General features: G+C 72.9%; 21 protein-coding genes. 8 read left to right on the forward strand and 13 right to left on the reverse strand.

The window, feature by feature from the left end; translation table 11 throughout:
- Positions 1-6: 6 nt before the first annotated feature.
- Positions 7-1,689 carry an IPT/TIG domain-containing protein gene (locus CFW40_RS38685; RefSeq protein WP_088798345.1) on the reverse strand — a complete coding sequence of 561 codons (1,683 nt, stop codon included), beginning with the start codon at positions 1,687-1,689 and terminating at the stop codon, positions 7-9.
- Positions 1,690-2,021: 332 nt separating this feature from the next.
- On the opposite strand from CFW40_RS38685, the gene CFW40_RS14665 reads away from it, so the two are divergent.
- Both CFW40_RS14665 and CFW40_RS14670 read left to right on the forward strand, forming a co-directional pair.
- The gene (locus tag CFW40_RS14665; protein ID WP_088798346.1) at positions 2,022-3,215 is read left to right on the forward strand and encodes an acetyl-CoA acetyltransferase; all 1,194 of its coding nucleotides are present in this window, start codon (positions 2,022-2,024) and stop codon (positions 3,213-3,215) included.
- A gap of 201 nt (positions 3,216-3,416) precedes the next feature.
- The gene (locus CFW40_RS14670; protein ID WP_088798347.1) at positions 3,417-4,205 is read left to right on the forward strand and encodes a pyridoxal 5'-phosphate synthase; all 789 of its coding nucleotides are present in this window, start codon (positions 3,417-3,419) and stop codon (positions 4,203-4,205) included.
- A 27-nt stretch (positions 4,206-4,232) separates the two neighbouring features.
- Here the strand turns inward: CFW40_RS14670 and CFW40_RS14675 are convergent, their stop codons facing one another.
- Positions 4,233-4,721, reverse strand: a complete 489-nt coding sequence (locus CFW40_RS14675) for a GNAT family N-acetyltransferase (protein WP_088802127.1) — start codon at positions 4,719-4,721, stop codon at positions 4,233-4,235.
- 117 nt (positions 4,722-4,838) lie between these two features.
- Positions 4,839-5,291, reverse strand: a complete 453-nt coding sequence (locus tag CFW40_RS14680; RefSeq protein WP_088798348.1) for a Zn-ribbon domain-containing OB-fold protein — start codon at positions 5,289-5,291, stop codon at positions 4,839-4,841.
- A gap of 389 nt (positions 5,292-5,680) precedes the next feature.
- Between CFW40_RS14680 and CFW40_RS14685 the strand changes: the two genes are divergently transcribed.
- Together CFW40_RS14685 and CFW40_RS14690 are read left to right on the forward strand one after the other, a co-directional pair.
- Entirely contained in the window at positions 5,681-7,936 is a 2,256-nt protein-coding gene (locus CFW40_RS14685; RefSeq protein WP_088798349.1) for an acetate--CoA ligase family protein, read from the forward strand.
- 184 nt (positions 7,937-8,120) lie between these two features.
- Positions 8,121-9,011: an enoyl-CoA hydratase/isomerase family protein gene (locus CFW40_RS14690; RefSeq protein WP_088798350.1), complete on the forward strand. Its 891-nt coding sequence runs from the start codon at positions 8,121-8,123 to the stop codon at positions 9,009-9,011.
- Between the two features lie 131 nt (positions 9,012-9,142).
- Here CFW40_RS14690 and CFW40_RS14695 read toward each other — a convergent pair whose 3' ends face one another.
- Positions 9,143-9,805, reverse strand: a complete 663-nt coding sequence (locus CFW40_RS14695) for a hypothetical protein (protein ID WP_088798351.1) — start codon at positions 9,803-9,805, stop codon at positions 9,143-9,145.
- A complete protein-coding gene (locus CFW40_RS14700) occupies positions 9,802-10,395 on the reverse strand; it encodes an RNA polymerase sigma factor (RefSeq protein ID WP_088798352.1) in 594 nt (197 codons plus the stop codon). The genes CFW40_RS14695 and CFW40_RS14700 overlap by 4 nt, the downstream gene beginning before the upstream one ends.
- A gap of 220 nt (positions 10,396-10,615) precedes the next feature.
- On the opposite strand from CFW40_RS14700, the gene CFW40_RS14705 reads away from it, so the two are divergent.
- Together CFW40_RS14705 and CFW40_RS14710 are read left to right on the forward strand one after the other, a co-directional pair.
- A complete protein-coding gene (locus CFW40_RS14705; protein WP_088798353.1) occupies positions 10,616-11,230 on the forward strand; it encodes a flavin reductase family protein in 615 nt (204 codons plus the stop codon).
- Between the two features lie 96 nt (positions 11,231-11,326).
- Complete coding sequence (locus CFW40_RS14710; protein ID WP_088798354.1) at positions 11,327-12,052, forward strand: dienelactone hydrolase family protein; 726 nt, start codon at positions 11,327-11,329, stop codon at positions 12,050-12,052.
- 52 nt (positions 12,053-12,104) lie between these two features.
- On the opposite strand, the gene CFW40_RS14715 is transcribed toward CFW40_RS14710, so the two are convergent.
- The 3 genes from CFW40_RS14715 to CFW40_RS14725 form a co-directional block, all read right to left on the reverse strand.
- Positions 12,105-13,175, reverse strand: a complete 1,071-nt coding sequence (locus tag CFW40_RS14715; RefSeq protein ID WP_088798355.1) for a Zn-dependent alcohol dehydrogenase — start codon at positions 13,173-13,175, stop codon at positions 12,105-12,107.
- On the reverse strand, positions 13,172-14,365 hold the full coding sequence (locus CFW40_RS14720; RefSeq protein ID WP_088798356.1) for an acyl-CoA dehydrogenase family protein: 1,194 nt from the start codon (positions 14,363-14,365) through the stop codon (positions 13,172-13,174). Before CFW40_RS14720 ends, CFW40_RS14715 begins: the two co-directional genes overlap by 4 nt.
- Before the next feature lie 308 nt (positions 14,366-14,673).
- Complete coding sequence (locus CFW40_RS14725; protein WP_088798357.1) at positions 14,674-15,582, reverse strand: SDR family oxidoreductase; 909 nt, start codon at positions 15,580-15,582, stop codon at positions 14,674-14,676.
- Between the two features lie 107 nt (positions 15,583-15,689).
- Between CFW40_RS14725 and CFW40_RS14730 the strand changes: the two genes are divergently transcribed.
- Positions 15,690-16,616, forward strand: a complete 927-nt coding sequence (locus CFW40_RS14730; RefSeq protein WP_088798358.1) for a cyclase family protein — start codon at positions 15,690-15,692, stop codon at positions 16,614-16,616.
- A gap of 467 nt (positions 16,617-17,083) precedes the next feature.
- Here the strand turns inward: CFW40_RS14730 and CFW40_RS14735 are convergent, their stop codons facing one another.
- The 3 genes from CFW40_RS14735 to CFW40_RS14745 form a co-directional block, all read right to left on the reverse strand.
- Positions 17,084-17,569 carry an ATP-binding protein gene (locus CFW40_RS14735; protein WP_088798359.1) on the reverse strand — a complete coding sequence of 162 codons (486 nt, stop codon included), beginning with the start codon at positions 17,567-17,569 and terminating at the stop codon, positions 17,084-17,086.
- Positions 17,570-18,082: 513 nt separating this feature from the next.
- Positions 18,083-19,141 carry an acyl-CoA dehydrogenase family protein gene (locus CFW40_RS14740; RefSeq protein ID WP_088798360.1) on the reverse strand — a complete coding sequence of 353 codons (1,059 nt, stop codon included), beginning with the start codon at positions 19,139-19,141 and terminating at the stop codon, positions 18,083-18,085.
- A 7-nt stretch (positions 19,142-19,148) separates the two neighbouring features.
- Entirely contained in the window at positions 19,149-20,333 is a 1,185-nt protein-coding gene (locus CFW40_RS14745; RefSeq protein ID WP_088798361.1) for an acyl-CoA dehydrogenase family protein, read from the reverse strand.
- Between the two features lie 211 nt (positions 20,334-20,544).
- Here CFW40_RS14745 and CFW40_RS14750 point away from each other — a divergent pair, with 211 nt between their 5' ends.
- Positions 20,545-21,771, forward strand: a complete 1,227-nt coding sequence (locus CFW40_RS14750; protein ID WP_088798362.1) for a winged helix DNA-binding domain-containing protein — start codon at positions 20,545-20,547, stop codon at positions 21,769-21,771.
- A 31-nt stretch (positions 21,772-21,802) separates the two neighbouring features.
- On the opposite strand, the gene CFW40_RS14755 is transcribed toward CFW40_RS14750, so the two are convergent.
- A complete protein-coding gene (locus tag CFW40_RS14755) occupies positions 21,803-24,259 on the reverse strand; it encodes a protein kinase (RefSeq protein ID WP_088798363.1) in 2,457 nt (818 codons plus the stop codon).
- A gap of 284 nt (positions 24,260-24,543) precedes the next feature.
- A complete protein-coding gene (locus CFW40_RS14760) occupies positions 24,544-26,823 on the reverse strand; it encodes a serine/threonine-protein kinase (RefSeq protein ID WP_371127294.1) in 2,280 nt (759 codons plus the stop codon).
- Positions 26,824-26,843 lie beyond the last annotated feature (20 nt).

Here is a 26,843-nt window from a genome sequence, read left to right on the forward strand (position 1 = left end):
GAAGGATCAGATACCGGGGCCGGAGACGTAGGTGAACGATCCGGAAGGTGAGCCTCCGGGGCCGGAGGCCGTGACGTCGAAGGTGCCGGGGGTGCCGCTGGGCGGGGACGTGGCGGTCACCGTGGTGTCGGAGACGATCTCGAAGGGCGCCGGGACACCGTGGAAGGTGACCTGGTCGGTGGAGGACAGGCCGGTGCCGGTGAGGGTCACCGCGGTGCCGCCGGAGGTCGGTCCCGTGTCGGGGCTGACGCCGGTGATGGTGGACGGGCTGACGTAGGTATACGTCAGCCCGTCGGCGCTGCCGCCCGCGGTGAACACGGTGACGGCGACGCCGCCCGGCCCCGGGGCACCGGCGGCCCTGACGGTGACCTGGGTGTCGGACACGCTTTGGATGACGGCTCGGGTGGGGCCGAAGTACACATCGATCGCCCCGGCGAGGTTGCGGCCGGTGAGGACGATCTCCTGGTCGCTGCCGGCGACGGGGCCCGCGGCGGGGCTGATACCGGTGAGGGCGGGCAACGGCACGTAGTAGAAGGACCCGAGGGTGCCGGTGCCGCCCGGGGTGGTGACCGTCACGGGGACGGCGCCGGATCCGGCGGGAGCGGTGACGGTCAGCGAGGTCGCCGTATTGGCGGTGATGACGGCCTGGGCGGTGCCGAAGCGCACGGCATCGGCATGGGCCAGGTGGTGACCGGTGACGGTCACCTTCGTTCCGCCTGCCGTGCCCCCCTGGTCGGGAATCACCGTCGTCGCCATGACACCGACGGTTCCGGCGCCGGAGTTGGTCACGTAGGCGCGTGTTCCGTCGGGGAAGACCACGATGCCGGTGGGGCCGTCTCCCACCCCGATGTTCTCGACGACGGCGTGGGTGGCCGTGTCGATCACGCTCACCGTGTCCGGGTAGGCATTCGCCACGTATGCATGGGCGCCGTCGGGGCTCACCGCCACGAAACGCGGCTGGGCGCTGACGCCGATGGTGGCGGTGACGGCGCCGGCCGCGGTATCGATCACGCTCACCGTGGAGGTGGCGACGTTCGTGACGTAGACATGGGCCCCGTCCGGGGTGACCGCCAGCAGGATGGGGACGCCGCCGACGGGGATCGTGGCGGCGACGGTGTCCGTGGCGGTATCGATCACGCTGACGGCACCGGAGGCGAGGCACGCCACATAGAGGCGGGTGCCGTCCGGGGTCATGGCAGCCCCAGTCGGTCCGGCCCCCACGGTGATGGTGCCGGTGACGGTGTCGGTGGCCGTGTCGATCACACTCACCGTGTTGCCTGCCTGCTGCGTCACATAGAGGCGGGTCCCGTCCGGGGTGACCGCGGCCATCACCGGTCCCGCCGCTACGGGGATGTTCGCGACGATGGCGTTCGAAGCGGTGTCGAGCACGCTGACGAGACCGTCGCCGGAGACGGTCACATAGCCGCGGGTTCCGTCCGGGCTGATCGCCACGAAGGAGGGGCCGGCGCCCGTCGGGATGGTGCTGGTGACGGTGTCGGTGGCGGTATCGATCACGCTCACCGTATTCGAGCCCTGGTTGGCCACATATGCACGGGCTCCGCCAGGGGAAAGGGAAATTCCCCCGGGTGTGGTGCCCACGGGAATCACGGCCCCCGCCAAGAAAGCGGCAGGTAATCCGGAGTTGCGCGCCCGGCCGGGCGCCGGAGCTTCTGAGGAATAGGTGAACATGACACTCCCTGAGGCAGACGGGACTTCCTTGTCCCGCACACGGAAATGCCTGCTTCACCGCATGGGCAACAGCGAGCAGCAAACCGGCCGAAGTAGCACCGGTGAAATACACACAGCGAAGGGAGAATACCCTTCCGGGGAAAGCATTTGAACCCCGCTTCCGTATCTCCGATTCTCGGATAATCATCCCGCTTTCGCTTCCGTCTCCCCCGGGCCGGCACCGAACGACTGCGATGCCCCTCAGGCCCCGGCCGGCCCTGCACGACCCGCACGCCCTGCACGTCCTGCACGCACCCTCGAACCGACGCCGAACCTGATGTACCGTCAGATTCATGACTCCAGGGACCCGTTACCGTGGTCACGGAAATCGCAAGGTCGCCGTCGCCGGAGTGGCCCTGTCCGACTGCGGGCGTGTGGACGAGGCCACCCCGTACGCCCTGCACGCCCAGGCCGCCCGCCGGGCACTCGCCGACAGCGGCCTGGACCGTTCGGTGATCGACGGCTTCGCCTCGGCAGGTCTGGGCACCCTCGCCCCCGTCGAAGTCGCCGAGTACCTGGGACTGCGCCCCACCTGGGTCGACTCGACCTCGGTCGGCGGATCCACCTGGGAAGTGCTGGCCGCGCACGCCACCGACGCGATCGCCGCAGGCCACGCGGGCGCCGTACTCCTCGTCTACGGTTCCACCGCCCGCGCCGACATCAAGGCCGGGCGCCGTACCGCGAACCTCTCCTTCGGGTCCCGCGGCCCGCTCCAGTTCGAGGTCCCCTACGGGCACACCCTGATCGCCAAATACGCCATGGCGGCACGCCGTCATATGCACCAATACGGCACCACCCTGGAGCAGTTGGCCCAGATAGCCGTCCAGGCACGCGCCAACGCGGCAGCCAACCCGGACGCCATGTACCGCGACCCGATCACCGTCGACGACGTCCTCTCCGGCCCGGTGATCGCCGACCCGTTCACCAAGCTGCACTGCTGCATCCGCTCCGACGGCGGCTGCGCGGTGCTGCTCGTCGCCGAGGACTACGTCCAGGACCTCGCCAAGCCCCCGGTATGGGTACTCGGTTCCGGCACCTCGGTCTCGCACACCACCATGTCGGAGTGGGACGACTTCACCGTCTCGCCCGCGGCGGTCTCCGGCCGGCTGGCCTTCGAACGGGCCGGCGTCCGCCCCTCCGAGATCGACCTCGCCGAGCTCTACGACGCCTTCACCTATATGACCCTGGTGACGCTGGAGGACCTGGGCTTCTGTGCCAAGGGCGAGGGCGGCGCCTTCGTCGAGAAGGGGCGGCTGCTGCGGGACGGGGAATTGCCGGTCAATACCGACGGGGGTGGGCTGGCCGCCTGCCACCCCGGCATGCGCGGCCTGTTCCTGCTGGTCGAGGCGGTACGCCAGCTCCGCGGCGAGGCCGGCCCGGACCGCCAGGTACGCAAGCCCGGCGGCGCCTTGCCCCAGCTTGCGGTCGCCTCGGGCACGGGCGGCTGGTTCTGTTCGTCGGGGACGGTGGTGCTGGGGCGGGGCTAAGGGCTTTCCCGTAGGGGCCGGGGCCACGGCAAGGGCGGTGAGTTCCCCCGCCGAGAACGTGCAGCGTCTCGCCGAGAAGGTGCAGCGGGGAGCCAACGCGATCACGCTCAAGGACCCTCCGGCACCCTCCGGCACCCTCCGCTACCGGCGGTGCCACCGGTCCCGCTCCGGCCGTCGTACGGTCCGCGTACGCTGCCTGACATGACTGATCAGGCCGGGCACCAGCACACGCCGGATGCCGTTCCCGACGGCGCCACCGCGCACCATGCCGACGCCACGGGCCCCGGGGACGCGGAGGCCGCCAGTGAGGCCGGGAACGCCGTAGGCGCCGCGGAGGCCCGCGCCTTCCGGGATCTGCTGCGCGGGCTGCGGGTCTGGGACGTCGAACTGCCGGCGTTCGACGTGGCCACAGCACCGGACGACCCGCTGCCGCTGTTCCGGCAGTGGCTGCGGGAGGCCGCCGAGGCCGGTGTCCCCGAGCCCCACACCATGACGCTCGCCACGGCGGACGCGGCCGGTGACCCCTCCGTGCGGACCCTGATGCTGCACGACGCCGATGAGCGCGGCTGGCACTTCGCCTCGCACCGCGGCAGCCGCAAGGGCCGCGAACTGGCCGTACGGCCGCGGGCGGCGCTCGGTTTCTACTGGGCGGCGGTCGGCCGTCAGGTGCGGGTCCGGGGATCGGTGACCGCGGCAGGCCCCGAGGAGAGCGCGGCCGATCTGCACCACCGTTCCACGGGCGCGCTGGCCGCGGCGCTGGTCGGCCGGCAGAGCGAGGTGCTCGGCTCGACGGCGGAGCTGGCGCGCGCCTCGGAGGCCGCGTGGGAGCACGCCCGCCGTGAGCCGGAGGCGCCGGTGCCGAGCTGGACGCTGTATGTGCTGCGTGCCGAGGAGGTCGAGTTCTTCCAGGGCGACGCCCAGCGCCGCCATGTACGCCTCAACTACCGCTACGAGGGCGACGGCTGGCGGAAGGAACTGCTCTGGCCATGAGCCACGCGGCCGGCCGGTCCGCCCCCCTCACAGCTGCTGGTACATGATGTGCAGCCCCACATAGCCCTTGGTGGGGTGCAGGAAACCCTCGGGGAGGGTCGTCATGATCCGGAAGCCCAGGGACTCCCAGAGGGCGACGGCGCCCGTATTGGTCTCCACGACGGCGTTGAACTGCATCGCGCGATAGCCCTCGGCGCGTGCCCAGGCGAGTACGTGCTCCCCCAGGGCCCGGCCGACGCCGCGTCCGCCGCACCGCGGGTCGACCATGAAGCTCGCACCGGCGATATGCGCGGCGCCACCCATGTGGTTGGGGTTCATCTTGGCCGTACCGAGCACCGTGCCGGATTCGTCGACGGCGACGACCGTCCGGCCGGGCGCCGTCAGCATCCACATCTCGCGGGCCGTGGCTTCATCGAGGTCCCGCGGGTAGGTATAGGTCTCCCCGGCCGCCACGATGGCGTGGAGGAAGGGCCAGATAGCGGGCCAGTCGCCCGCGGTCGCCGCACGAATCAACACGACCACAGCATCCCGCGGACCCGGCGGGCCCGCCACCGCATTTCGCCGCGGCCCTGAACGGCGGCACGGGACACGCGAGCGCAGAGGCGGGGGCAGGGACTCAGGGACGCCCCGGCATCACGCAGGCCGGAAGACAGGGATGGCAATCCTCCCGCCCGCACCCTCGCCTTCACCCTCGCCCTCGCCCTGACCCTGGCTCCGGTCCTCGCGACGGAAGTGCACCACAAGCGGCATCCCGATCCGCAGTTCCGACTCCGGACAGTCGGTGACCTCGGTCATCATCCGGGGGCCTTCGACGAGATCGACCACGGCCGCGACGTACGGAACCCGCTCGCCGAACGGCGGCAGATCATTACGGTGCACGACGGACCAGGTATAGAGAGTGGCGCGTCCGGCGGCCGGCTCCCAGCCGGCATCCTCGCTCCAGCAGTACGGGCAGAACTCACGCGGGTAGTGATGCACCGCCCCGCACCCCTCCGCCCGGCAGCGCCGCAGCAGCAGCCGCCCCTCGGCCGCCGCGTCCCAGTACGGCCTGGTGAAGGCATCCACCTCCGGCAGATCGAAACGCACCGCACTCCGCGCCGCACTCCCCGCACCACGCGGCACAGCGCCCCGCGCCCCGCTCGCCCCAGCAGTCCCGGCCATGACGCGAACACCCCCACCGATTCCGTCGGCACCACACCTGACGGTACGTCAGTTCAACCGATACGGAACTCGGCGCGCAAGGGGCCATGCACAATCCGCCCCCACCCGGGGAGCCGCGACCGGAAGCCACTCCCCGCGACCGCCGCCGAGGCCCCCATGGACCCCGGACCCGCACCCGCACCCGCACCCGCACCCGCACCCGCACCCGCAAGCTTTACCGTGCACGCCCATTCCTGACATGGCGTCAGTTCAGTAATCTGACTATGCGTCAGTTGATGAGAACGAGAGGCCTCACACAGGAGCGGGCGTCTGCGATGCTTGGATCGACTCACGGCACCCTCACCACTCACTCCCGGCCGGCCCGCGTCATGGCCTGTGGGGAGCAACCACCACACACCGTGCACGGCATCAGTGAACCGCACTCCGGCGACGGCGGACAGGGTGCCGGGGTGGTCGACCGCGATGTCAGCGGGCGCCCGCTGCACGCTCCGGCGCTCGACCTGGACCGGTTCTTCCGGCCGGAGTCCGTGGCCGTGATCGGCGCCTCGGACAGCGAGGGCCGGCCCAACACGGGGATCACCCGCCAGCTGATCGCCTGGTCGGAGCGTGTCGGTGCGCGGCTCCACCTCGTCAATCCGGGACGCGTCCAGGTCTTCGGGCGGCCGTGCCACGCAGCCGTCGCCGAGCTGCCGGAGGCCGTCGACCTCGCCGTACTCCTCGTCGGCGACCCCCTTCCGGTCATCGAACAACTCGGGGAGGCCAAGGTGAAGTTCGCCGTGGCCTTCGCCTCCGGATTCGCCGAGACCGGCGAGCGCGGCGCGGCGGCCCAGGCCCGGCTGGCCGAGGTCGTCGAGCGCTCCGGTCTGCGGCTGCTCGGGCCGAACACCAACCTCAACGCCTTCGAGCGGTTCCGCGAGGACCTGGACGGCCCGGCGATCGCCCTGATCACGCAATCAGGCCACCAGGGCCGCCCCGTCTTCAGCCTTCAGGAACTGGGCATCCGCCTCTCGCACTGGGCCCCCACCGGCAACGAGGCCGATCTGGAGACCGCCGACTTCCTCTCCTACTTCGCCACCCGCCCCGAGGTGGGCGCCATCGCCGCGTATGTGGAAGGCCTCAAGGACGGCCGCAGTTTCCTGCTGGCCGCCGACCGCGCCGCCCGCCACCGGGTGCCCGTCGTCGCCGTCAAGGTCGGACGTACCGAGACCGGCGCCCGGACGGCCCTCTCGCACACCGGCAAGCTCACCGGCGCCGACAGCGTCGTGGACGCGGCGATGCGGCAGTTCGGCGTCATCCGGGTGGACGGGCTCGACGAGCTGCAGGACACCGCGGCGCTGCTGGCCCGCGCCAAGAAGCCCACCGCGGAGGGCGTAGCCGTCTATTCGATCTCCGGGGGCACCGGCGCGCACTTCTCCGACCTGGCGACGGCCGCGGGGTTGTCGCTGCCGACCCTCGGTGACGCCAAGCAGGCCGAGCTGCACCAGTGGATACCGGACTACCTGAGCGTTGCCAATCCGATCGACAACGGCGGGCACCCGGTCGGCGACTGGCGCGGCCGCAAGATCATCGACGCGATCCTGGCCGACCCGTCCATCGGCGTGCTGATCTGCCCGATCACCGGCCCGTTCCCGCCCATGAGCGACAGGCTCGCCCGGGATCTGGTGGATGCGGCGGAGCAGACCGACAAGCTGGTGTGTGTGGTGTGGGGCTCGCCGGTCGGCACCGAAGACGCCTACCGCGGCACCCTTCTCGGCTCCTCGCGGGTGGCGACCTTCCGGACCTTCGCCAACTGCATCACCGCCGTCCGCGCCTATCTGGACCACCACCGCTTCACGGCCGGCTACCGCTCCCCCTTCGAGGACGCCCCCCGCATACCGTCCCCGTCCGCGCGCAAGGCACAGGCCCTGATGCGGCCGGGCGAACCGCTGAGTGAGCACGCGGCCAAGCAGTTGCTGCGCGCCTACGGCATCCGGGTCCCGCGCGAACAGCTGGTGACCAGCGCGGCGGCGGCCGTACGGTCGGCGAGCCTGGTCGGCTACCCCGTGGTGATGAAGGCTTCCGGGCCGCAGCTGGCGCACAAGACCGAACTCGGCCTGGTCAAGGTCGGCCTGACCTCGGCCAGCCAGGTCAGGGACGCGTACCGCGAACTCACCGACATCGCCCGTTACGAGGACATCCCGCTGGACGGTGTGCTGGTCTGCCAGATGATCGAGCGCGGCGTCGAGACGGTCGTCGGCATCACCCACGACAGCCTCTTCGGGCCGACGGTCACGGTCGGCCTCGGCGGGGTGCTCGTGGAGGTGCTGCAGGACGTGGCGGTGGGCATCCCGCCCTTCGGTGAGGACCAGGCGCGCGCGATGCTCGGCGAGCTCCGCGGCCGCGCCCTCCTGGAGGGTGTACGCGGCGCACCGCCCGCGGATATCGATGCGCTGGTCGAGGTCGTGCTCCGGGTGCAGCGGATGGCGCTCGAACTCGACGGTCAGCTGGCGGAGTTGGACATCAATCCGCTGGTGGTCCTGCCCCGCGGGGAGGGCGCCGTGGCCCTCGACGCGCTGGCCATCTGTCCTTGACCGCGCACGCGACCGCAGCCGCAACGGCAACCGCAGCGGCAACCGCGGGCGCAAGCACAGGCTCAGTCGCAGGCGTAACTGCCCCTGCCACCGCCGCCGCACCCGCACCCGCACCCGCAGGCGCACCCGCCACGCCGCGGCCCGCCGTCCCCACCACGACCGCACCCTTGGGAGCCGTTCCCCCATGACGCCCTCACCGTCCCCCGCTTCCGTTCCCCCCGCCGCCGGACCCGGCCGGCCCGCCGACGGCACCACCCGTGTCGATCCCCCCGACCGCGCGGCCCCCGTCGATTCATTGATACTGCACGCCACTGACAACGGCGTCTCGTGGATCACCCTCAACCGGCCGGAGGCGAGGAACGCCCTCACCCGTGACCAGCGCGAACACCTCATCGCACGGCTCGCCGAGGCCTCCGCCGACCCGGACATACGGGCCGTGGTCCTCACCGCGACCGGCCGGGGCTTCTGTGCGGGTGCCGATCTCCGCGGAGCGCCGTCGTCGGGTGAACGGGTGGCCGGCGATGTCGCCCGGATGATCCGCGACGGCGCCCAGCGGCTCATCGCGGCGGTGCTGGACTGCGAGAAGCCGGTCATCGCCGCCGTCAACGGCACCGCGGCCGGGCTCGGCGCCCATCTCGCGCTCGCCTGCGACCTGGTGCTGGCTGCCGAATCGGCGTCCTTCATCGAGGTGTTCGTACGCCGCGGCCTGGTCCCGGACGGCGGCGGCGCCTACCTCCTGCCCCGGCTGATCGGCCCGCAGCGCGCCAAGGAGCTGATGTTCTTCGGCGATGCCGTACCGGCCGCCGAGGTGGCCCGGCTGGGTCTGGTCAACCGCGTGGTCCCGGACCGCGAGCTGGCGAAGACGGCCCGGGAGTGGGCCCAGCGGCTGGCGGCGGGCCCGACCCGGGCACTGGCCCTGACCAAACAACTGGTCAACGCCTCACTCGACGCCGACCGGGCCACGTCCTTCGCCGCCGAGGCCACCGCCCAGGAGATCAATATGACGACGGCGGACGCACAGGAGGGGGTCGCCTCCTTCGTGCAGCGACGCACCCCGGCCTACCGGGGCCGGTGACCCGAGCCGGACGCGCCGGGACCGGAGCCCCGAGCCGGACGCGCAGGGCCTGAAACCGGAGCCGGACCCCGCCAGGAGATCCGAGCCGACCCGCAGGGACCGAAGCCCCGAGCCCGACGCGCGGGAACCGCCTACTCCTGCCCCGCCGGACACTCCGGCACCTCACGGGTGTTCCGTGTCCGCACCCCCGGCAGCCACCCCCGCACCCCCTGCCCGCTGGTGACCAGATACCAGCGGGTGGAGGTGACACCGGCTTCGTCGCGGACCATCCGGCCGTCGGTCACCACACAGTGCGCGGCCAGGTCATCGCCGTGCCAGACCCGGCCGGCGGAGTTCCCGCGCGCGGCGTACTCGGCGCGCGGGTCCCTGGCCAGCCGTAGGGCGCACTCCAGGGAGCGGCCCGTACGGCAGGCCTGTTCACTGTTGTAGACCGTGACCTTCACCGTCGGGGGCGGGCCCGCCGGCCGGAGCGTGACGGGCCCGGGACGCACCAGCCACCACACCCCCAGCGCCACCACGGCCACCGCCGCCGCCACCACGAGCGCGACCGCGTACGGCCGTCTCCGGGGCAGTGCGACCACGGCGGGCGCCGGAGCGGTGCCGGAGTCCCTGATGCGGTCCCACAGGCCGGGCGGTGTCTCGATCTGTTCGTCCGCGAGCCGGAGCCGCGCCCGCAGCAGCGCCTCGGCGTCGTCCCCGGCGCCGCCGCCCCGGCCGCCGCCGAAGCCCCGGCCGCCGCCCGCCGATCCCGCACCGCTGTCGTACCGTGGCCCCACTCCCACCGCGCCGCTCACCTCCCCGCCTGCCCGTGCTCCGACGCCACGAGGTAGGCGCGCAGCCTGTCCAGCGCACGGGCGCGATGGCGGGCGGCGGTACCGCGGTGCACCTTCATGATCTTCGCGGCCTGGTCGAGGGTGTAGCCGTCGAGGTCGACCAGGATGACGATCCCGGCCTGCCGGTGCGAGAGCTTCCCCAGCAGCCGCACCGTCTCGATCTCGGCCTGCCGCCGCTCCACCCCGCCGTCCCAGCCGCCGGCCACCCCGCCGGGCCCCGTACCGGCGCCGCCGCCCGCCCCGCCCGCACCGGACCCCTCGACCCCGTCCACCGCGTCGACCAGCACCTGGCGCCGGTCCTTGCGGTAGGCGTCCCGGGCGACGTTGAGCACGGCGGTGAAGGCGTAGGCGTACGGCTCCGGATGGGCGAGGAAGCGCTGCGGACGCGCCGCGAGTTTGAGGTAGGCCTCATGCACCACGTCCTCCGCGGACTGTCTCGATCCGGCCAGCATCACCGCCCGTCGGTAGAGCCGGGGCAACAGCCCGCAGAAGACCTCGTCGAAGGTGGGTGACGCGGCGGACGAAGCTGATGACGCTCTGGCATCGGCCATGTACCGGAACTCTCCCCCGTGTTCGGCTACGGACGCGGCCGAGTGGACGCTACCCGTGCGGTCGACACGCAATCAGGAATCCGCCCCTCAATCTCCCCCGAATCCCCCAAGACCGGCCATGGTCGCCCGGCAAACCACACGTGCGGGTGGCCGCCGCCCCGCACGGCTTCACATCTGACGCTCCATCAGATTCAATGGGGGCATGATGGGACACGCTGCAATGGCGGCCACGGCCGTGCGGTACCTGCGTTCCGTCGGCGCGCCCACCACGGCCGCCGCACCGGCCACCGCACCCGCCGGACCACGTCCGCGCCCCGCCCTGCGGGCCGTACGCGACGACGAGCGCGCCCCGTTGGACCCCGCCGCATTCCGCTCCGTCCTGGGGCACTTCGCCAGCGGCGTCACGGTCATCACGTCCCCCGGCGAGCCGGGACCGGCCGGTTTCGCCTGCCAGTCCTTCGCCTCGCTCTCCCTCGACCCGCCGCTGGTGACGTTCATGGTGGCGCGCACGTCGACCACCTGGCCGCGGATCGCCCGCGCCGGGGTGTTCTGCGTCAACATCCTCGGTGCCGGACAGGGCGAGCTGTGCCGGGGGTTCGCGGTCAGCGGCGGCGACAAGTTCGCCGGGGTCCGCTACGGGACCGCCCCCGCGACCGGCTCGCCTCGGCTGGCGGACGTCCCCGCCTGGATCGACTGCACGGTCCAGGCCGTGCACACCGGCGGCGACCATCTGATCGTGGTCGGCCGGGTCGAAGCCCTCGGCACGGACCCGGCCGCCGCCGAGGGCGGCCCGTTGCTCTTCCACCGGGGTGCCTTCGGGCAGCTCCGCGGGTGAGCACGGCCGGCCCGGTGGTGCAGCCGGGACGGACCACCATCCGCCTGCAGTGAACACCGGCCCGACCGCGCTCGGCGGTCACTACCGTCAGGCCTCATGACGACGATCACCACGCGTACGGTCACCTACCCGGCCGACACCCTCACCATGATCGGGCACCTCGCGCTCCCCACCGGTGCCGGCCGCCGGCCCGCAGTCCTGATCGGGCCCGAAGGGATGGGGCTCAGCGACGTCGAGCGCCGCCGAGCCGATGCCCTGGCCGAGCTGGGATACGTGGCGCTCGCCTTCGACCTCCACGGCGGGCGCTATCTGGACGACCCCGAGGAGATGCGGGCCCGTTGCCTGCCGCTGCTCGCCGACCCCGACCGGATGCGGGGCATCGGCCACGCGGCGCTCGACGTGTTGCGCGCCGAACCGCGGGCCGACCCCGACCGGATCGCCGCTGTCGGCTACGGCACCGGGGGTGCGATCGCGCTGGAACTCGGGCGCGACGGCGTCAACCTGCGCGCGATCGGGACGGTCAACGCACTGACCACCGGCAGGCCGGGCGAGGCGGCACGCATACGCTGCCCGGTGTGGGCCGGGGTCGGGTCGGAAGACCCGATCATGCCGCCCGCGCAAAGGGACGCCTTCACCGCCGAGATGCAGGCCGCGGGCGTCGACTGGCGCCTTGCGGTCTACGGCGGAGCCCTGCACGCCTTCCACCACCCACCGGTCGACCACGCCGCGCCCCCCGGCGTCGGGCACCACCCCCAGCACGCGCAGCGGGCCTGGCGCGACATCGTCGACCTGCTCGCCGAGTGCCTGCCCGTAACGGAGTGATCCGCCAGGGGCCGGGGTTCCTCAGGACCGGGCCGGAGCCGGCCGGCATGCCTCACCCGAAGGTCAGCACCGCCCGCGCCACCCGCCCGTGGTGGGCATCGTCCGCCGCCTTCGCGAAGTCCTCCACCGGATAGGTCTTCGTCACCAACTCGTCGAGCAGCAGCCGTCCTTCACGGTAGAGCCGGGCGTAGAGCGCGATGTCCCGCTGCGGGCGGGCCGACCCGTAGCGGCAGCCCAGGATCGACTTGTCCAGATACATCGACGACACCCGGAACGAGGCCTCCGCGGTGGCCGGCGGCACCCCGAGCAGCACCGCCTGTCCGTGCCGGTCCAGCAGGTCGACGGCCTGCCGGATCAGCCGGGTGCTGCCCACGCACTCGAAGGCATGGTCGGCGCCGGTCGGCAGGATCTCCTTCACCGCCTTGACGCCGTCGGCCACCGCCGACGCGTCGAGGAAGTGGGTCGCCCCGAACTGCCGCGCCACCGTCTCCTTCGCGGGGTTGGCGTCCACCGCGACGATCACCGACGCCCCGGCGATCCGTGCCCCCTGGAGCACATTGAGGCCGATGCCGCCGGCCCCGATCACCACGACCGAGTCGCCCCGGTCCACCCTCGCCCGGTTGAGCACCGCCCCGACCCCGGTCAGCACCCCGCACCCGATCAACGCGGCCGACGTCAGCGGAATGTCCTCGGCGATCTTCACCGCCTGCACCGCCTTGACGACCGTACGCTCCGCGAACGCCGAGTTCGACGCGAAGCTGAACAGCTCGGATTCGCCCCGCCGAAACGGCTTCTGGGGCATCCCGATCGCCTTCCGGCACATCGTCGGCCGCCCCCGGTCGCACTCCGCGCACGCCCCGCAGTTGGCCAGCGTCGACAGCGCGACATGATTGCCGGGCACCACATGGCCGACGCCCGCGCCCACGGCCTCGACCACCCCCGCCCCCTCGTGCCCCAGCACCACCGGCACCGGGAACGGAATCGTCCCGTCGACCACCGACAGGTCGCTGTGGCACAGCCCCGCGGCCCGGATACCGACCAGCACCTCGCCCGGCCCCGGATCGCGCACCTCCAGATCGTCCACGACCCGGGGCTGTTCGCCGTCGAAGATGACGCCCCTCATATCCGCTCCACTCTGGGCAGGCCGAGCACCCGCTCGGCGATGATGTTGCGCTGGATCTCGTCCGAGCCGCCGTAGAGGGTGTCGGCCCGGGTGAACAGGAACAGCCGCTGCAGCGCGTCGAGTTCGTACGGCGCGTGCGCGCTCCAGTCGGCGGGGCCCAGCGCCGCGGCGGCCCCGCGCACCCGCATCGCCAGCTCCCCGAGCCGCTGGTGCCAGCCGCCCCACAGCAGCTTCGCCACGCTCGGCGCACCGGCGTCCCCGGCCGCTCCCAGGGTCCGCAGCGCGTTCCACCGCATGACCTTCAACTCGGCCCACTGGCGGACGAGCTGGTCACGCAGCACCGGGTCCCGCAGCGCGCCGCAGCGCACCGCCTCCCCGACGACCTGGGCCAGCTCCGCCGCGAACCCGATCTGCTGGACGATGGTGGACACCCCGCGCTCCCGCGCGAGCAACCCCATGGCCACCCGCCAGCCCGCACCCTCGCCGCCCACCACATGCCCGGCCACCGCCCCGTCGAAGAACACCTCGTTGAACTCCGCCGTCCCCGACATCTGCCGGATCGGCCGCACCTCGATGCGCCCCGGCTGATCCATCGCCACCAGCAGGAACGAGAGCCCACGATGGCGCCGCCCGGCCGGATCCGTCCGCGCCAGCACAAAGCACCAGTCGGCCTCGCAGGCCAGCGACGTCCAGATCTTCTGCCCGCTGACGCGGTAGCCGGCACCGTCCCGGACCGCCACCGTCCGCAGCCCCGCCAGATCCGACCCCGCGTCCGGCTCGCTGTAGCCCTGGCACCACAGCTCCTCCCCCCGGGCGATGGCCGGCAGGAACCGCCGCCGCTGCGCCTCGTCCCCGTACGCGAGCAGCGTCGGCGCCAGCAGGTTCTCCCCGATGTGCCCCACCCGCCCCGGCGCCCTGGCCCGCGCATACTCCTCGGCCCACACCACCTGCTGAGTCAGGCTCGCCGTGCGGTTCCCGTACGCCCCTTCCGCCCCCTCCCACCCGAGCCCGATCCACCCACCGGCCCCCAACTCCCGCTCCCACGCCCGCCGCTCCTCGGCCCCTTCGTGCTCGCTCCCCGGCCCCCCGCGCCCCGCCAACGAGGCGTATACACCCACAAGATGCCCCGCAAGCCAGTCACGAGCCTCCGCCCGAAACTCCTCGTCCCCACTCCCGAACTCAAAGTCCACAACGACCTCCCACGCCCGCCCCCATCGACCTTCACTTACTCCTCCACGGGAGGGGACGGGCCGGAGGGGCAGGGTGTCCGGACGTAAAGCGAAGCAGTCCGGACACCCTGCCCCGGAGGCCCGTCACCGCACCCACAGCCCCGCGCAGCGGACCCCGCCCGCCGCAGGCGAAACGGCGAGCCCCCACGGCGGGACAGCCGAAAACAGGCCGAAGCAAAGCGCAGCGCACCCGCGCAGCGGACCGCCCCGCCGCCAGGCGCAACGGCGAAAGCCCCCACGGCGGGAAGGCCGAAAATGCCGGAAAATCCCTACGCGTTGGGCCGAGCCTCCGCCCCCGCCGCCCTCGCCATCTCCGATACCTGTGCCAGCATCGGCATGGGGTCGGCCCCGACCGACCCCGGCAGCACCTCCGCCACCCGCTCCGGCGTCCAGCCGCCCCCGTCGGCGTACACGGAGCGAAGCTCCCTCGGCTGGGCCCACACGGCGATCTTGGGTCCGGCGACCGTGTACACCTGCCCGGTGATCTCCCGGGCCCGGTCGCTCAGCAGATAGACGACCAGCGCCGCCACATCCTCCGGCTCGCCGATCTCCGTCAGCTTCATCGGGACGTTCGCCGACATCCGCGTCCGTGCCACCGGAGCCACCGCATTGGCCGTCACCCCGTATTTGTGCAGTCCCAGCGCCGCGCTCCGCACCAGCGAGATGATCCCGCCCTTCGCGGACGCATAGTTGGCCTGGGACACCGAACCCTGGTGGTTCCCGCTGGTGAAGCCCACCAGGGTGCCCGATCCTTGCCGGCGCATGACGGCCGACGCTGCCCGGAAGACCGTGAACGTCCCCTTGAGGTGGGTGGCGACCACCGGGTCCCACTCCTCCTCGGACATATTGAAGAGCATCCGTTCCCGCAGGATCCCGGCCACGCACACCACACCGTCGATCCGTCCGTACTGCGCCAGCGCGGTGTCCACGATCCGCTGGCCGCCGGCCATGGTGGACACGTCGTCGGCCACCGCGACCGCCACGCCCCCGGCGGCCTCGATCTCCTTCACCACCGATTCGGCGACCTCGCTGCTGGGTCCGGCGCCGTCGACGGAGACCCCGTAGTCGTTGACGATCACCTTGGCGCCCTGGTCCGCGCAGGCGAGAGCCACCGCCCGGCCGATACCGCGGCCCGCCCCCGTTACGGCGATCACTTTGCCGGCCAAGAAGTTCCCCATGCCGTGACCCTTCCCGCAGTTTCTGACGGACCGTTAGATTTTTGAGCAGACACCGGACGAACACAAGCCCCGGGGCGTACCGAACCCGGCCATCTGAAGGAGGGCCCATGCCCCTGCCGCAGGAGTTCCATGACATCGCCGAACGCGTGAACAACTGGGGGCGCTGGGGCCCGGACGACGAGATCGGGACCCTCAACCTGATCACCGAACAGGTCGTACGGGAGGCTGCCGGCTGCGTCCGCAGCGGCCGCCGCGTCCCGCTCGCCCTCCCGCTCCGACAGGACGGCGTACAGACCGGCGTGATCCCCGGCCGGGTCAACCCGCTGCACACAATGACTGCCATCAACCAGGAGATCTTCGGCCCCGGTACGGTCGCGACGACGGACGACGCGGTCACGATGGGCCTCCAGGCCGCCACCCACTGGGACGGCCTCGCCCATGTCTCCCACTCGGGACGGCTCTACAACAACCGCCCCGCCGACTCGGTCACCGCCCACCACGGCGCGAGCTGCCTCGGCGTGGAGAAGGCCACCCCGATCGTCTCCCGCGGCGTCCTCCTGGACGTGGCCCGCGCACACCGCACCGGGCAACTGCCCGGCGGGCACGCCATCACGCCCGAAGACCTGGACGCCGCCGAGGAGCAGGCCGGGACGGCGGTACGGGCCGGCGACATCGTCCTCGTACGGACCGGGCAACTGCGGCACTACCTGGCCGGCGACCGGCAGGCCTACGCGTTCCCGTCACCCGGCCTGTCGCTGCGCACCCCGGAGTGGTTCCACGCGCGCGATGTCGCGGCGGTCGCCAACGACACCCTGACTTTCGAGATCTTCCCGCCGGAGATCGAGAACCTGTGGATGCCGGTCCATGCGCTCGACCTCGTCGAGATGGGCATGCCACAGGGCCAGAACTGGAATCTGGAGGAGCTGGCGACGGCTTGCGCGCAGGCGGGACGCTGGACGTTCCTGCTGTCCGCGGTGGCCGAACCGTTCGTCGGAGGCTCCGGGGCGCCGGTCGCCCCCGTGGCGATCCTCTGACCACACCGTCGACGACTGCGACCGGCCGCGGCGCTCCCCGAGCCCGGGACCGGGCCGCGGCACTCCGCCATCCGCTGACCGGGCCGCGCCGGGCCGCCGACTCCCACGGCCGGCGGCCCGACGGCGCCCGGCGGGCCAGTGGCGATGCGCTCGTGCGCGCCCCGAGCACGGCACCGCGGACCGCCACCCATCCCCGCTGACACGGGGGCCTTGCCAGGCTGCGATCCGCACTCGCCAAGGCCCTGGACCAAAAGCCCGGCCCCCCACGACCTCGACGTCCCCTCGCGGCGCATCGCTTCACTCAAGGGTGATCAACTGAACACGTCACGTCAACACCTGGTCTGGACTGATTCCGTTCCACCCGTTTCGCCGCACCCGTCGCGCTCATCGCGCTCATCGCATCCGTCGCGCTCATCGCATTCATCGCGCCCAGCGGCAAAACCATGCCTCCGCTCCGCCCGGAGCGGTCAGGCCTGGTGCGTCACGGCGCGCGGCGCCGCGCGCGCGGCTTCATAGGCCCCCAGATCGGACCCTGACGCCAGCAGCAGTGGCCGGCCGCGGTCCACCTCGCACCAGATCCGCTTGCCGCCGCCCTCCTGCTGCCACCCCCAGCGGTCGGCCAGGCCGTCGACCAGCTCCAGGCCGCGGCCGTTGGTGTCGTCGCCGTCGGCGTGCCGCTGGCGTGGCGGGCGGGCGCTGGCGTCCACCACTTCGACCCGGACCGTCCCGACCACGGCACCCGATCCGGAGAAACACATCCGCAGCTCGGCCGCCGCGCCGGTGTGCACCACGGCGTTGGTGACGAGCTCGGAGATCAAAAGGATCAACGTCTCCGCAAGTGGTTCGTCGGCCCCTATACCGGAACCCACGAGCCGCGACCTGGCCCACCGCCGGGCCCTCCCCACCTCCGCGGGGTCGGGCCGTACGTCCAACTGAACCTGAAGCACCTGCACCGCTCACACCATCCGAACCGGCGGAAACATCGCCTCGCGCCTCCACGGAGTCACGGTGCGTGACCCCGGTGGAGCACAGCATGGTTGACGTTGAGTCACCCCAACAAGCGCTTCGGGCATATTCCAGCGCAAGGGAGTATGGATCCTGCATACTGTGCGACGCACTTTGCGGGGAGTCGAACAAGGGGGGCGATCGGCCCCCTCCCAAGGGCGAGCGGTGCGCAGTCCGTACCCCGGAGCCGCCTTTCCGACGACACCGGGCCCGTTGCGCCACAGAACCACTCGCACCCCACGGAGGGTACCCGAGCGGAACGCCGACTCCCCCCTGTGACGAGTCACGCCTAGGACACAACCCGATATCGACCCTCCGTGACCATTTCCGCCCAGCGAGTCCGACATATCGCATACGCACTGTCACGACCTGACGCCGCCGGACCTCGCATATCGCCGCACACCACCACGCACCCCCGCACACCACCACGCACCCCCGCCACGGCCCGCACGCCGCCACCGTCAGGCGACCAAGCCCGCGGCCAGCAGTTCTTCCGCCTCACGCGCCACTTCCCAGCGCTCGGCCCGCAACCAGGCCCGCTTGAGATGCAGATGCACATCGGCCTCCCAGGTGAAGCCCATTCCGCCGTGGACCTGCAGGCAGTCGCGGGCGTTCCGCACTGCGGCCTCGTCGGCCAGCAGCTTCGCGGACGCGACATCGAGAACACACTCCGTGACCGCCGCCGCGTATACCGCACTTCGGGCGATTTCCGCCCGTACCAGCATCTGTGCGCACAGATGCTTGACCGCCTGGAACGAGCCGATGGGCACACCGAACTGCTCGCGCTCGCGGGCATGGCCCACCGCCATCTCGACCGTGCGGGCCGCGCTTCCCAGTTGCTGGGCAGCGGTGAGCAGCGCGGCCTCACGGCGGAGCCGGGCGACGTCCAGGGCCAGGGGTGCGGTACGCGGCAGCTCCACCACGCGGGCGAGCGGGGTGAGGGGATCGATGGAGGCGAAGGGGGCGCAGACCACGTGGTCCGGCGCACTCCGGCAGGCGCCGCCCGTGCGCCCGTGTGCGCCCCTGGGTGCGCCCCGGACTTTCCCCCTGATCTCACCCCGAACCTCGTCCCCGAGCCTGCCCCCAGGCCCGTCACCGGACCCGTCGCACCCGTCACCCGCACCCCCCTCCACCAAGATCAACTCATCGCACTCCGCCGGGTGTTCCCACAGCACCGGCTCCCGCTCCGCCTCGCAGAGCCCGACGATCTTCTCGCCGGCCGCGACCCCGTCCACCGTCCCGGCCAGTAGCTGGCACGCCACCAGCGGCCCCGGCAGCAGCGCGCGCCCGGCCTCCTCGAGGACCAGCACCGCTTCCGGCAGCCCGAGCCCCACTCCGCCGGCCTCCTCCGGCAGCCGCAGCGCAAAGAACCCGGCCGCGCCCAGCTCGCGCCACAGCGCACGGTCCAGCGCCGGTTCCTCCACCGCGGCCCGCAGCCGTTCCCGGCCGAACCGTCCGGCCAGCAGCTCCCGGGCACCGTCCCGCAACGCCCGCTGGTCCTCGGTGAGTTGGAAGTCCACGGCCCGGTCACCGCCCCTTCGGCAGGCCGAGGATCCGCTCGGCGACGATGTTCTGCTGGATCTGCGAGGTACCGGCCGCGATGGTGTACGAGAGGGACGAGAGCCGGTCCGCCGCCCACTCGTGGTCCGCGTCCAGCGCGCCCGCCCCGAGCACCTGGGCCGCCGTGTCGTACAGCTCCTGGCGGACGTGCGAATAGCGGAGCTTGAAGACCGAACCGCCGATTCCCGGGACACCACCGCCGCTCCCCCGCCGTCCGGCGCCCGGCGGGCCTCCCATCGCCTCGCTGACATTCCACTGGATCAGCCGCCACAGCGCGGCGAACTCCGCATGCAGCCGGCCCAGCCTGCGGCGCAGCACGGCGTCGTCCCAGCGGCCGTTGGCGCGCGCGGCCGTGGCCAGCGCACCGAGCACCCGGCGGCAGGCCACCACCTCGCCGACGAAGGCGGTGCCGCGCTCGAAGGAGAGCGTCACCATCGTCACCCGCCAGCCGTCGTTCTCCGCGCCGACGCGGTTGCCGACCGGCACCCGCACCTCGTCGAGGAACATCTCGGCGAACTCCGTCGAACCGGCCAGGGTGCGCAGCGGCCGCACCGTCACGCCCGGTGCGTCCATGGGCATCGCCAGCCAGCTGATGCCGCGGTGCCGGGGCGCGGCCGGGTCGGTGCGGACGAGGAGTTCGCACCAGTCGGCGACCTCGGCGTGCGAGGTCCAGATCTTGGCGCCGCTGACGACATAGCTGTCCCCGTCGCGTACGGCCCTGGTCCGCAGCGCGGCGAGGTCGGAGCCGGCGTCCGGTTCGCTGAAGCCCTGGCACCAGATCTCGTCGCCGCGCAGGATCGGTGGCAGCCAGCGGGCGCGCTGTGCGGCGCTGCCCTCGACGGCAAGGGTCGGCCCCGCGTGCAGCAGCCCGACGAAGTTCGCGCCGACGTAGGGCGCCCCGGCACGCTCGGTCTCCTCCAGGAAGATCAGGTGCTGGGTGGGCGTGGCGCCCTGTCCGCCGGCCTCCCGCGGCCAGTGCAGGCCCGCGTATCCGGCGTCGTACAGCATCCGCTGCCAGGCGGTGTCATACGCCCGCCGGCCGGGCCAGTCGGCCGCGGCGGGCTTCGCGGGGAGCCGCGGCAGCACCTCGCCGAGCCAGGCGCGCAGCCTGGCCCGGAAGTCTTCCTCTTCCGGTGTGTACGTGAGGTCCATCGCCACCCCACCCATTTCTGATGACCCGTCAGAATGCAGGCTAGCCGCGCCCCTCTGGACCGACAAGGCGCCTGCCTCCAGATGAAGGCGAACACCGCCTTGTCCGGCCTCCCCCGGTGACCCCGTGACCCGCCCCGCCTCGCGTGCGCCGGGCGTCCGCCGCGGGCCCCTGCGGACACCCGCTGTCCTCTTCACCCCCTACGGTCACCCCATGAATCACTCGCGACCCCGTATCGACACCGCCGCGCGCCGTGCCCGCCTCGGGCGGCGGCACCTGCTCGCGCCCGCGTACCGGGCGGGCCGTACCGAGGAGGTGGCCGATGCGGTCGTGGGGCTGCATGCCACCGATCCGGCGACCGTCCATCTGGCGGCCTGCGCCCGGCTGACCGCTCCGGACCCGGCCGATGTGGAGCGCGCGCTGTACGACGAGGGGTCGCTGGTCCGGCTGCTGTGCATGCGCCGCACGCTCTTCGCGGTCGGCGCCGCCCTCGCCCCGGTCGTCGCCTCGTCCACCGCGAAGACCATCGCCGCCAGGGAGCGGGCGGGGATGGTCAAGTGGCTCACCGAGGGCGCTCCGGGCTGGGACGAACGGCGGCTGGCCGATGTCGAGGCGAGGACGCTGGCCGCGCTGAGCGCACGCGGCGAGGCGACCGCGGCCGAACTCGCCGCCGAGGTGCCCGACCTGCGCGACACCATCGTGAACTCCCCCGGCAAGCCGTACCAGGCCACGGTCGCCGTCTCCAGCCGGATCCTGCGCGTACTGGCCGCCGAGGGCCGCATCCGGCGCGGGCGGCCGCGCGGCGGCTGGACCAGCAGCTCCTACCGCTGGCGGCCGGGCACCGCGTTCACCGAACTGCCCGCGCCGCCGGCTCCCGAGGCACGGGCCGCACTCGCCGGCCGCTGGCTCGCCTCGTACGGACCGGCGACCGTCGACGATCTCAAGTGGTGGACGGGCTGGACGCTCACCGCCACCCGGCAGGCGCTGACCGCCGTCGGCGCCGTCGAGGTGGACCTGGACGACGGCACCCTGGGCTTCGCGCTGCCCGGTGACCTCGCACCGGTCGCCGTACCCGACCCCTGGGCCGCCCTGCTGCCGGCCCTCGACCCCACCGCGATGGGCTGGCGGAACCGCGACTGGTACCTCGACCCGGCCCACGTACCGCAGCTCTTCGACCGCAGCGGGAACATCGGGCCGACGGTGTGGTGGTGCGGCCGGATCATCGGCGGCTGGGCCCAGCGTGCGGACGGCGAGATCGTCTGGCGGCTGCTGACGGACGGTGCGGGCACCTCCCTGCGCGGGCGGAGCCGAGAGCTCGGGGGAGGCTCCGAAGCCGCCGCGGCGGTGGCGGCCGAGGCGGCCCGGCTGGCGGCCTGGCTCGGGGACGTCCGGGTCACCCCGCGGATGCGGACTCCGCTGGAGCGGGAGTTGAGCGGGTGACGGCCAACGGCCGAGCCGCCGGCCAACCGCCTCAGCGCGGCCGGTAGGCGCTCGTCGCCTGCTCGTACAGCTCGTCCACCTCGTGCCGCCCGCTGTCCGGGCCGATGACGAGGACGAGGTGGTAGCGGCCGTTGTGGATCATCGCGAGGTTGCGCACGTACACCTCGCGTCCGCTGCCGTCACGCCAGGAGAAGGTGCCCTCGGCCATCGCCGTCTTCCCGACGTCGATCCGCTGCAGACCGGAGGCCGAGGCCCAGCCGGAGGAGCGGTACGGCGCCAGCTCGGCTTCCTTGTTCTGCATGTACGCCATCGGGTCGGTGCCGGAGTGTGCCGTCGTGTCGCGGCCGGGCACCACCACCAGCTCGTAGTCCCCGCCGACGTACCGCACCTGGTCCCGGTCGTTCGCCCCGCGCCGCTGCCAGCCCTTGCGGACCGCGACCTGGAAACCCTCGGGGTCGGTGCGGACCTCGAAGCCCTTGGCGACCCCCGCCGGGCCGGTGGCCCGCGGCGCGCCAGTGCCGGACGAGCCGCCCTCCCCCTCTCCCTCCCCCTTGTCCTTGGGCGGAGTGGGGGACGCGGGCGCCGTGCCCGAGGTGCCCGCACGGTCCGCGCCCTCCCCGCCGGTCCGGGAGTCCTCACCGGACTTGGGCAGGAACGCCATGGCGTAGATGACCGCGCCGACGAGGAGGAGCAGGACCACGGTCAGCAGCAGCCGGCCGAGCGGGCGCGGCGCACGCGCCGGGCGCCCCGGGCGCGACACGTCGCCCAGGCCCCCCTGGCCCCCATGCCCTACCTGATCGACCTGGCCGACCTGGCCGACCTCGCCCAGCGTCTGCTGCTCGTACGGCTCCCCGTCAGCGGCCCCGCCGTACCCCCAGGGCTCAGCCGGCTCGGCACGCCGCTCCGCCCGGACCTGCCGGGGCGGCCGGAGCGGCTTGGACTGCTTCGGGGGACGGGGCGGACGGGGTGCCGCGGCGAGCGGGGCGGACCGCTCCGGGTCCGGCGCCGGTGGGACGAGCGGTGCGGCCGCGGCGGCCGGCGTCCCGTCCGCCCCGGCAACGGCCGGTGCCGGCTGCGGCCGGGCCCGCCGGGACGCCCGGGTCTTCTTGTGGCGCCCCTTCCGGACGAGTTCACCGCGGCGCCGCACGATCGGCAGCCGCCGCGGATCGGCGCCCTGCGACGCCGGCATCGTCACCAGCCGGCTGCCGGCCTCCGGCTCCGGTGCCGTACGGATCAACGAGCGCAGCCAGCCGCTCAGCTCCTCGAAATCCGGGCGGTCGGCGGGGTCCTGACGCAGCAGGGACTCGACGACGGGACGCAGCGCCCCGCACTCCTCGGCGACCGCGGGCGGCTGCGAGCAGACCAGCTGCGCCAGTTCGACGGCGCTGTCCTCCGGGAACGGCGGCTGGCCCTGCACACTCCGGTAGAGGAGCGCACCGACCGCCCAGAGGTCGGTGGCCGGGCCGACCGGCGGCGCCAGCTGCCAGTTCTCATGGACCGGTCCGGCCTGCTCCGGTGCCCAGCGCTCGGTGACCGGGCCGATGACGGTCAGCCGCGTCTGCCGGGCCCGCTCGGCGGCGAGCCCGGCGGAGGGCCGGCCGTATGCGGTGGCTGTGGCGGCAGTGCCGTCAGCCGGGGGCTTGGTCAGCGAGGTCGCGGCGGAGGCGGGCCGGTCCGCCGCGGCCCCGTCGGAAGCGGCCTCGTCGGAAGCGGCTTCGCCGGAGGCGGCCCCGTCGGAATCAGAACCGTCGGAAGCGGGCCCCTCCGCCGCCGTCCCGTCGCCATCCGGCCGCTCCGCCGCCGACTCACCGGAAGCGTTCCCGCCGCCGGACGCCTCGCCTGCGCACAGCGCCTCCTGCGCCGCGCCCACCGCCAGGCCGGTCAGGATGGCCCGGCCGTCCTCACAGACCAGGACCGTACGGGCGGTGATATTGCGGTGGAGCCAGCCGTTGGTGTGCAGCACCCGCAGCGCGGTGAGCAGGTCCGCGGCGATCTCCGCGGCACGGTGCGGGGACAGCGGCCGCTCGGCGAGCAGCGCGGACAGCGGGCGGGCGGTGAGGAGTTCGGCGACGATCCAGAGGCTGCCGTCCTGCGCGAAGGCGTCGAAGACCTGCTCCAGCCGGGGGTGGTCGGCCAGCTGCGCGGCCGTGGTCGCGGCCTCCAGCGCGCGTCGTACGGCAGGATCGCGCGGGCTGCGGTCGGCGACCCCGGCCGCGCTCCCCGCCGTCCCCCGCCCGGCACCGAAGCGGCCGCCGCCGGGCCGCCGCTCGCCGGACGTCCGCTCGCCGGGCCCTGCCGTCGCCGCCCCCACGACCTCCGCCCCGACGACCTCCGCTTCGACGACCTCCGGCAGCGGCACCTGACGGATCAGCACCTCCTGCCCGCTGAAGGTGTCGAACGCCCGGGTCTCGGTGAAGTCGTCGTCGCCGAGGGGCCGCAACGGCAGGCGGTAACGCTCGGCGAGCACCCTTCCCGCGTACTCGTCCACGACGCCTCCCCGCAGCGCGCACTGTGTCTACCGTCGCGCCGGAGCCGCCCGTCGGCGCTGGCGCCTCCGGTCACTTCCGGTCGTCTTCCCGCCGATTGCGGATGCGTACGGTCTTCGCTGTCTCACGATACGTGCCCGCATCGGAGCTTGCGGGCCGCTCGGCACAACGACGCGCAACCTCTCCGCGCGCACCCGCTCCGTTCTCCGTCCGGCCCGTGCCCCGGCCCCCGACCGGGGCACGCGCCCGTCCCCGCTCCGTCCTTCGGCGCTCAGTCCTTCAGCGCTCAGTCCTTCAGCGCGAACGTCTTGAACGCGGTCGTGATCATCTGCTGGCAGGGCTTGTCCGACCAGGCATCCGCCTTGCAGGTGATCATGATGGCGTAGCCGTGGTGGTCATCGGCCCGGAAGCCGCGGTCGAGGACCCGTACCTTCTCGCCGCTCTGCCGACGGGTGAACGACCAGTCGGCGACGGTCGGATAGTCCCGCCACTTCACCGTCTTGATGCCGATGAGGTGGTAGTCGTCGCTGGAGGAGCGCACGGCCGGCTCCAGGCTGCGCCAGGAGGCCGCCGCATCGGTGCCGGGCTCGGCGTTGTAGTCGATCTGGATGCGCGGGAACCCGCCCGAAGCGCTGTATATGGCGCCGGAGCCCTCCCCCGCGGTGTCGGTCTGGTGGAAGCCCTTGGGCATCGCCATCCGGAAGTGGAACTTGTCGTTGGAGAGCTCGGTGAAGCCGCTCGGCACGGCCTTGCCGCCCTTGCCACCGTTGTCGTCCTCGCCGCCGTTGTCCTCGGCCGGGGTGAGATTCGGCGGCTGCCGGCTCGCCGAATCCTGGCCCTTCGCCGGGTCCTTCGTCCGGTCCCCGCTCGTGTCGGCCGCGTCCGTCGACGGCTTCGCCCGGCTCGCGGACGACGAGGTGTCCGGCTTGCCGGACGCCTTGCCGCTCTTCTGCGCCGACTCGTCGCCGCCCAGGGAGACGGCCAGCACCGTGCCCAGCACCGCCAGGACGACGACCACGGCCACGATGATCAGCGTGCGGCGCGGGACGACGTCGGTCACCGACGCGCGCGCCGTCGGACGGCTCCCGTCGCCGGATCTGGAGTCCGGACGGGCTGCCGCCATCGCGGCGGCGGCATTGCGGACGGACTGCAGGGCGCCGCGCACCTTCTCCTTGGCGGCCTCGACATCGAACCCCGGCCGGGTGCCCGCCGGACGGGCCGCGACCGGGCCGGCCGAAACCGCCGTACCGCCGGCATCCACCGCGCCGGAGCCGGTCGCCACGCCGGCCGCCTCATCCGCCGTCGAACCGGCCGCCTTGGACTGCGGACGCCCGGTCCGCACCGGCGCACTCGACGAGGCGGCTTCACCGGCACCGGCCCCCTTGCTCCCCTTACTGCCGCCGGCCTTGCTCTTGCCGGCCGTGCTTCCACCGGCCGTGCTCTTGCCCGCCGTGACAGCCGCGGACGTGCCGGCCCCCGCGGCGGTGCCGGCATCCGCCGTGCCGCCGCCGCTGCTCGCGTTCCCGGCCGCCGGCTCCGCCACCGGCGCGGCGGCGGACTGCGTCCCCCGCGTCATGCGCGACTTCGGCGCGACCTTCGGCTTCGGGGTGTTCTTCGCCTTCGCCTTCGGCTTCGGCGCGGCCTTCGGCTCCGCCCGCTCCAGGGGCACCGTCGGCAGCGCCATCGCCCGGGTCGCGTCCATCGGGGGCTGAGGCGTCTTCGCCTCGGGAGCGTGGACCACGTCCTCCAGCAGCGCCCGCGCGCCGGCGTCGTCCAGCCGGGCGGCCGGGTCCTTCACCAGCAGGCCGTAGATGACCTCTTCCAGTTCGCCGGCGCTCTTCGGCGGCTCGACCGGCTCGGTCATCACCGCGGTCAGCGTGGCGATCGCGGAGCCCTTGTCGTACGGCGGAACGCCCTCGACACAGGCGTACAGCAGGCCGCCCAGCGACCACATGTCGGCCGGCGGACCCGGCTTCTGGCCGCGGGCGCGCTCCGGGGAGATGTAGGAGGGGGCACCGACGAGCATGCCGGTCGAGGTCACGGAGGGGTCGCCCTCGACCTGGGCGATACCGAAGTCGGTCAGCACGACCCGGCCGTCGTCGGAGATCAGGACGTTGGACGGCTTCACATCGCGGTGCAGGATGCCCTCGGCGTGCGCGGCGCGCAGCACATCGAGCACGACCAGCCCGACCTCGGCGGCGCGGCGCGGGGTGAGCGGGCCGTCGTCGCGGACGACCTCGGCCAGCGAGCGGCCCTCGACCAGCTCCATCACGATCCACGGGCGGTCGTCCTCGTCGACCACGTCATAGACCGTCACCGCGCCGTTGTTCCGGATCCGGGCGATCGCCTTGGCCTCGCGCAGGGTGCGGGTGATCAGACGACGCTTCTCGTCCTCCTCGACCCCGCCCGGGAAGCGCAGCTCCTTGACCGCGACCGTGCGGCCCAGGACCTCGTCGCGTGCCCGCCACACGGTGCCCATGCCGCCCCGGCCGAGAACATCGGCGAGCCGGTACCGCCCGGCGAGCAGCCTGCCCCCTTTGCCGTCCATCTCGACCTCGTCGCCCACTGAATCCCCTCTGCAATCCA

The sequence above is a fragment of the Streptomyces sp. 2114.4 genome (assembly GCF_900187385.1).
In the GTDB taxonomy this organism is placed as follows: Bacteria; Actinomycetota; Actinomycetes; order Streptomycetales; family Streptomycetaceae; genus Streptomyces; species Streptomyces mooreae.